Source organism: uncultured Campylobacter sp. (genome assembly GCF_938045595.1).
Taxonomy (GTDB): Bacteria; Campylobacterota; Campylobacteria; order Campylobacterales; family Campylobacteraceae; genus Campylobacter_B.
The window spans coordinates 1-6983 of record NZ_CALIBB010000036.1; the positions used below are offsets into that span (position 1 = coordinate 1).

Below are 6983 nucleotides of genomic sequence, written 5' to 3' on the forward strand. Positions count from 1 at the left end.
AACCTTTTTATAAAATTCTACGAAATCCGCGGCGGCTCGCACGCAAACGGCATCTGGCGCGAACAAAACCTGCGCAAGCGAAACGAACGAGAGCGGGATCTGCGCTAAATTTGCACCAACGCGGCGAATGAAGCCCTCTGACGCCGATCTGCGGCGAATAAAATTTAAACGTAGCCCGCCAATTCTAACGCAAACCGCGTCAAAGCTCGCTTGCCGCAAATGAAATCCTCGCCAAAAATAGACCCGTCGCGAATAGAGTCGTGCCAAAGCCTGCTCGCTGCTAACGAAATTTCCGCCAAAGCTCGATTGCGTGAACAAATGCGCTAAAACCGGCTTCGGGCGATAAAATTTACGCCGAAGCGGCTCTATGTGCAAAGCAAACGCGGGTAAATCTATGCTAAATCCGCGCAACCGCGAGCTTCGCCATAGAATTTCAGCCCTTTATCGCTTCTGCAGCCGCGCGAGCCATAGCGTCGCACTCCTCGTTTTGCGGATGACCCGCATGCCCCTTGACCCACGAGGCCTTGATCTCGTGAGGCGCCGCCGCCGCAAGGTATCTGCGCCACAGATCCGCGTTTTTCTTGCCCTTAAAATCGGTAACGACCCACTTTGCGAGCCAGGAATTTATCGCCTTGACGACATACTCGCTATCGGTAAAAAGCTCGACGCGGCAGGGCTGCTTAAGCGCGCTAAGCCCCATTATAGCGGCGGTTAGCTCCATTTGATTATTCGTTGTCATCGCTTCTGCGCCGCTTGCCTTTTTTATCGCGTCGCCGTATTGCAGTATGTAAGCCCAGCCGCCCGCTCCAGGGTTTCCGAGACAGCTGCCGTCGCTAAAAAGTTTGACCGATTTCACCGGTTTTCTCCGAAATTTGCGCTCTGATCTCCATGCTGCCTAGCTCGTAGCAGACCGGGCAGCGGTGCGAAAAAAGCCCCACCGAGCTTTTGCACTTCGCGCAGGTGTAGCTAAAGCTAAGCCCGGCGTCCTCAAAGCCCGCGTCTTTCATAGCCATAAGCGCGTTGATCTCAAAAATTTTACTCGCGCTCTGCGGCTTTTGATCGCTTTTTCCGAGCGCGTAAAAAAGCGCGTTGTACTCCGCATCCTGCGTATTTACCGCCGCAGGGAAATCATAGATCAGATCGATCGCCTGCTCGATCGGCGGGAAGCGGTCAAAGCCCTCCATAGGCTCTTTGTTTTTGATAAAAAGCTCCATGCAGAACCGCCCCGCGCCTTTGAAGTTTAGCTTTGAAATTTTAGCGATCTTCTTGTTAAACGGCGTATTGGCATCGTTTGCGATGATCTGGGCGCGCTCGAACTGGCTTTGAGCATATACTTCGGCGTCCTGTTCGCGCAGCGCGTCAAGCACCTCAAGCGCCTCATTAAAGCGCTTCAGCCGCTCATAAATCACCGTAAGATGCGTAAGAGCCTCTTTGTTTCTGGGGCGCAGCTTCAGCGCCTGCAAAAACACCTCTTCGGCGCGCCCTAAAAAGCCCGCTTTGAAATATACGATACCGAGATTGGTGAGGATAAACTCCCTCTGCACGCCGCCGCTAGCCTTACTTAGCGCGATTAGATAAATTTCTATCGCGCGCTCGAAGTCGCCGCTTTTGACGAAAGAGCTAGCCAAAATTCCAAGCGTCGGGATATCAATTTGCGGGCTTGCCAAAAGCGCTCTGTGCTCCGAACTAAGCGCGTCTAGAGTGTCAAATTTTTTGATGAAATTCTCTAGGCTCTGCCTCTCGTTTTTTTTAGAAAAAACTCCCCAAATATAGCTTAGAATCGACACTAGCAAAATTATGCTTATCAGCATGATAAGCCCGAAAATCGGGTCGCGATCGTCTAAGAAAAAATTACCCAAATCAAACCTCGTCGCAAAAATAAAGGGCAATTATAGCAAAGTGCGGGTATAATTTCGCTTATGATTAAAAACGAAAGCATAGAAAATCTGCTGGCCACCGTAGATATCGTAGACGTCGTAGAAAAATATGTCCCGCTTAAGCGCAGCGGCGCAAATTTCGTGGGTGTCTGCCCATTTCACGACGATTCGCACCCGAGCATGAGCGTGAGTTCCAAGCTTGGAATTTTTCACTGTTTTTCGTGCAAGGCTGGCGGCAACGCGATTAAATTTATCCAAGATTACGAAAAGATAAGTTTTCCAGAAGCGGTCGAAAAGCTTGCGGGGATGTATAATTTCGCGCTGCAATACACCGGCGCCAAGGTGCAGGAGCGCAGCGAAGAGAAGAAGGTGCTTGGGATTTTAAACGCCTACTACCAAAGCTGCCTTTATCAAAATCCTACCGCCGTAAAATACCTGCACGATCGCGGCCTAAGCGATCAAAGCATTCGCAAATTCGGCCTTGGCTACGCTGGAGCTAGCGCGCAGACGATCAGAGTTTTGCAAAACGAAGAAATTCCGCCGCAAGACGCGCTAAATGCGGGCGCGGTGAAGCAAAACGAGCGCGGGCTTTATGCTAGCTTCATCGAGCGCATCACCTTTCCGATCTACAACCACGCAAGCAAGCTCGTGGGCTTCGGCGGCCGCACGATAAGCGATAACCCGGCTAAATACGTCAATTCGCCGCAGTGCGCGCTGTTTGATAAATCTAAAATTTTCTACGCATTCGACCTTGCGAAAAAAAGCGCGATCGCTAAAAAAACCCTCATCATCACCGAGGGCTACATGGACGTCATCATGCTGCATCAAGCGGGCATCGACAACGCCGTAGCGGTGCTCGGCACGGCGCTGACGCCCGCTCATCTGCCGCTTATAAAGCGCGCGGAGCTTAACGTCGTGCTTAGCTTCGACGGCGACGCCGCGGGCATCAATGCGGCGATAAAATCGGCGCGGCTTTTGTGTCTGAACAAGATCGACTCAAGCGTCGCTATAATCGGCGGCGGTGCCGATCCCGCGGATATGATTGCGGCCGGCAAGGTGCGCGAGCTAGAGCAAATTTATGCTAGCGGTATGGAGAGCGGGGAGTTTCTGATCCGAAGAATCGCTAAAAAATACGACCTCGCTCGCCCCGTGCAAAAAGAAGCGGCGCTAAATGAGATTAAAGAATTTACCGCAGCGCTCGGTCCCGTGCTTGCCGAGTCCTATCAGAGTTTAGTGGCGCAAATTTTAAACGTCTCGCCCGGCTCGTTTAATCTCTCTAGCGGCGGTAAAAATTTCGGCGCGGGCTTTGAGGGGCAAAATTTTAACGAGAGCGGGAGCTTCGGCTCTCGCGATTTCGGCTCTTACGAAGGGCACGGCGCAGACGGCGGGGGCGGTGCGAGCGGGGGTTTAAACGGCGGAAATTTTGTTCGCGAGCAAAACACGACGCGCTACGAAAGCTCCGCACCGCCTGCGGTTTCGGCAAGGCTCGGGCGCTCGCTACCGCGTCGTAAGGAGATCGCAGAGCTTCAGATCATAAAATCGATGCTGCTCGATGGCGAGATGGCGGAGCTTGGACTCGGCTGCTTAGAGCGGCGCGATTTTCGCATGCACGGCGATATTTTCGAGGCGTTTTTGGCTTTCGCTCGCAGCGGCGGAAATTTTAAAAATTTCATCATGGGCGAGGGCGGTAATGCGAATGGTAGCGCTTTCGAAAATTTTACTGCGGGCGGCGCGGGAGAAAATTTTAACCGGGGCGAGAGCGTAAATTTAAAAAGCGGCGAGAGCTCTAGCGAGCAAAATTTTAGCGGGCAGGGCTCTACAGGCGCCATAAATTTAAAAGGCTCCGCGCAGCAGGGCGCAAACGGCGGCGAGAAGCAAGAGGGTGCAAATAACGGCGAGAAGCAAGAAGTAAACAACGTCGCAAAGCAAGGCGAGAGGGAAGCCGCAGCTCAAAATGTTCAAAGCGCTCAAAGTGTCCAAAATATTCAAAACGCCGAAAGCGAAGCCTGCGAAAATCTGCGCGCGCTTGCGCTGGATGATGAAATTTTGCCGATCGGCGGCGCGGCGCTTTTTAACGACGCGTGCAAAATTTTACGCCGCAACGCCCTGCAAGATCTGATGCAAAAGCTCAAAAACTCCGACGCGCCCGACAAGATCGAGCGGATCTTGGAGTATCAAAAAAAGATCAATCAACTCAAGTAAAGGAACGAAATGAAGGCATTGGCGCTCTTTAGCGGCGGGCTTGACTCCATGCTCGCGGTCAAACTCATCGTCTCGCAAGGCATCGAGGTGCTCGCGCTGAATATGGATATCGGATTTAGCGGCAAGGACGACAAGAGCGAGATCATGCGCCGCAGAGCCGCAGCCGCGGGAGCGGATTTTAAAAGCGTCGATATCAGAAGCGAATATCTGCGGCAGGTGCTTTTCGAGCCCAAATACGGCTACGGCAAGCACTTCAACCCCTGCATCGACTGCCACGGATATATGTTTAAGACCGCGCTTGCGATGCTGCAAAGCGAAGAGGCGAGCTTCATCATCACGGGCGAGGTGCTCGGACAGCGCCCGATGAGCCAGCGCGCGCAGGCTCTAGCTCAGGTCGGCGGGCTTAGCGGCGATGAGGAGGGGCTGATCCTGCGTCCGTTGTGCGCGAAGCTGCTGCCGCCCACGACGCCCGAGATCAAGGGCTGGGTCGATAGGGGCGCGCTGCTTGACATCAGCGGGCGCGGGCGGGCTAGGCAGATGCAGCTGGCGGCGGAGTTCGGCTTTGAGGATTACGAAACGCCCGCAGGAGGCTGTCTGCTGACCGTGCAGAGCTTCAGCGAGCGGATCAAGGATGCGGTAAAATTTGAAAAGATCGAAACGCCCGCGGACGCTGAAATTTTAAAATTCGGACGCCATCTGCGCCTGCCTGAGGGTGCCAAGCTCATAATCGGGCGGGATGAGAGCGATAACAAAAAGCTTGCCGCAGTGCAAAATCCTAAATTTAGTGAGATAAAATTTAAAGACGACGTTGTGGGTGCGCTAAGCCTGCTAAGCAGGGGCGCGAGCGAGGCGGATAGAGAGCTTGCGGCGAGGCTGGCGCTGACCTACGCCAAAACGGACGCCGCGCGCCGCTACGCCCTGCTCATAGAGGGCAGCGAGCTGAGCGTAAGCCCCTTTGAGAGCAAGGATGCTGCGCGCGAGTATTTTGTGTAAAATCTAAACCGCCTCAAGGTTGTATTTAATAGACATAAAAACGATACATAAGCGCAAGAAGCTGCGATAGCAGATACAAGAATAAAATTTAAAACGGCGGCGTCTGAAAAACGAGCCGAAAAAGCGGGCGCCGCGAACTAAATTCGGCTATCGCAAGAGCCAAATAGGCATAAATTTAAAAGTGCAAGCCGTTAAATTTAAAAACGAAAGCGAGCAAATTTTACAAATTTAAGGAGCGTTTATGGAGTATTTCAAACCGTTTTTCGTAAAGATCCCAGGCCGCGCCAGAGAGGGCGACCACACGAGCGCGCACGAGTAGATCATCGCTCCGCTACTGCAAAACGCGCTCGCCGCCTACGTCTATAACGGGCGCAAAGATAGTATCGTGGGGGCTTTCGGTAGCGTGGAGCACCCGTTAAATTTGAGCGAGTTTAGTTTTCTCGTGCGCGAGCGGGGTAAATTTCGCCTCGATCTAGCGCGCGAATGCGTAAACGGCGCCGAGATCTTTTGGAGCGCTTGCAGTTTTAGGCGCGGCTCGGTCGTTGTTTTGCTTGATGGCGAGTTTGATCCGGCGCCTATTTTGCGCCACTGCGCCGAGATAAGCATAGACGAGACGCCAAATATGGGCAACAGCCCAGCGGCGACCAAGCTTGCCAAGCGCGCGATGAGCGAGGGGCGGATCGCCGTGCTTTTTAGCGCATCAAATGGGATAGAGTGGATGGATATCTACGCTCCTGAGGCGGTGCAGGATAAAATTTTAAAACTTGCGGATGAGATAAACGGGGATGAAATTTAAAATTTAACCGCGAAAGCTAGAGATATGCGTATAAATTTCGGCGTGCAGCGAGAATTTTAAGACACTAGACGTTAAATTTAAGTAGCAAGAGCATGAAAATAGAAGCGAGGCAATATAAGACTAAAAATATGAATGAAACCGCGCTATAGGCAGGCTTTTGAGCTGGCTGGCAAAGTGTCTTTCATAGATACGAAAAGCTTGGCGCGTAGATTTTAAAATTTACGGCGGACGGGCGAAGCACTTGCCGCAGCCGTGCAAAGCTCAATCTGCATTGAAGCAGGCGAATTGCAAAATGTTCGCAAATTTATTCGCCTTTTTGCAGTCTGAGCCGATCGCTGGCTTTCTCTAAATTTTAGCTCAAGAAAGCAAAATACGCTCAAAGCGGCAAAAGCGTGGGCTTTGCCGTACGGCGTCGCTTTTTAGATAAATTTAAACCGCGCTGTGCTTCGGATAAATTTCAACCATGCGCCGCTTCGGATAAATTTTAAAAATCCCGCACCACATCAAACCACTCCTGGGTTTTGCTCTGCGGTATCTCAAAACGCGCATTATCCGCTATCTGGCGTACCGCCACATAAGCGTCCTCGCGCTCAGGCGTCTCGATACAGGTAGCTTATTTATCGCGCCTACAAGCTCCTCTATGACCGCCCTTGCTTCGCGCTCGCAGCTTGCTTTTTTGATCACTTTTAGCGCGGTTTTGCCGTTTTTGCCCTCCCAGTTTGTAAAGGGGATGTTAAACTCGCTCTCAAACCACGTCTTTTTACGCAGCTGCGCGACGGCGGCGTAGCTAAACTCTCGCGTTTTAGCAAGCGCGGCAAGCTCCTTTTTAAGCGCCTTGCCTGCGTCTCGCTCGACATTCCATGCGATAAAATAATTAAGCCCGCTCCACGAGCTAGGCGGCCCGCTCAAATCGGGGTAGTATCTTATCTGGATGGAATTTAATCCCTCAAGCTCGCTAAGGGCACGCAGGTTGCAGACGGCGCCGTTTAGACTGACGCTTTTTAGCGCGGAAAACTGCAACAAACTCTCGCAATCAAATGGCTCGCCCGCAAACGGGCGCGTCTATTTCTATGCGCTCTATGCCCGCTAGCGCCGCAAACACCGGTAGTTTAAAC

General features: G+C 52.3%; 7 protein-coding genes. 3 read left to right on the top strand and 4 right to left on the bottom strand.

Annotation, left to right across the window (positions count from 1 at the left end; all coding sequences use genetic code 11):
- From Q0340_RS01500 to Q0340_RS01510, 3 genes are all read right to left on the bottom strand, one after another.
- On the bottom strand, positions 1 to 219 hold a 219-nt coding region (locus tag Q0340_RS01500; protein WP_298081870.1), incomplete at its 3' end, for a hypothetical protein.
- Positions 220 to 433: 214 nt separating this feature from the next.
- Positions 434 to 856 (bottom strand): ribonuclease HI, encoded by a 423-nt coding sequence (rnhA, locus tag Q0340_RS01505; RefSeq protein WP_291938667.1) that lies wholly within the window; start codon positions 854 to 856, stop codon positions 434 to 436.
- Positions 834 to 1859 (bottom strand): tetratricopeptide repeat protein, encoded by a 1026-nt coding sequence (locus tag Q0340_RS01510; RefSeq protein WP_298081871.1) that lies wholly within the window; start codon positions 1857 to 1859, stop codon positions 834 to 836. Before Q0340_RS01510 ends, rnhA begins: the two co-directional genes overlap by 23 nt.
- Positions 1860 to 1919: 60 nt before the next feature.
- On the opposite strand from Q0340_RS01510, the gene dnaG reads away from it, so the two are divergent.
- From dnaG to Q0340_RS01525, 3 genes are all read left to right on the top strand, one after another.
- Positions 1920 to 4079 carry a DNA primase gene (gene dnaG, locus Q0340_RS01515; protein WP_298081872.1) on the top strand — a complete coding sequence of 720 codons (2160 nt, stop codon included), beginning with the start codon at positions 1920 to 1922 and terminating at the stop codon, positions 4077 to 4079.
- A 9-nt stretch (positions 4080 to 4088) separates the two neighbouring features.
- The gene (locus tag Q0340_RS01520) at positions 4089 to 5072 is read left to right on the top strand and encodes an argininosuccinate synthase domain-containing protein (RefSeq protein ID WP_298081873.1); all 984 of its coding nucleotides are present in this window, start codon (positions 4089 to 4091) and stop codon (positions 5070 to 5072) included.
- Positions 5073 to 5457: 385 nt separating this feature from the next.
- Positions 5458 to 5868 (top strand): hypothetical protein, encoded by a 411-nt coding sequence (locus tag Q0340_RS01525; RefSeq protein ID WP_298081874.1) that lies wholly within the window; start codon positions 5458 to 5460, stop codon positions 5866 to 5868.
- 555 nt (positions 5869 to 6423) lie between these two features.
- Here the strand turns inward: Q0340_RS01525 and Q0340_RS01530 are convergent.
- Positions 6424 to 6888, bottom strand: coding sequence for a hypothetical protein (locus Q0340_RS01530; RefSeq protein ID WP_298081875.1), 465 nt, complete (start codon positions 6886 to 6888; stop codon positions 6424 to 6426).
- Between the last annotated feature and the right edge of the window lie 95 nt (positions 6889 to 6983).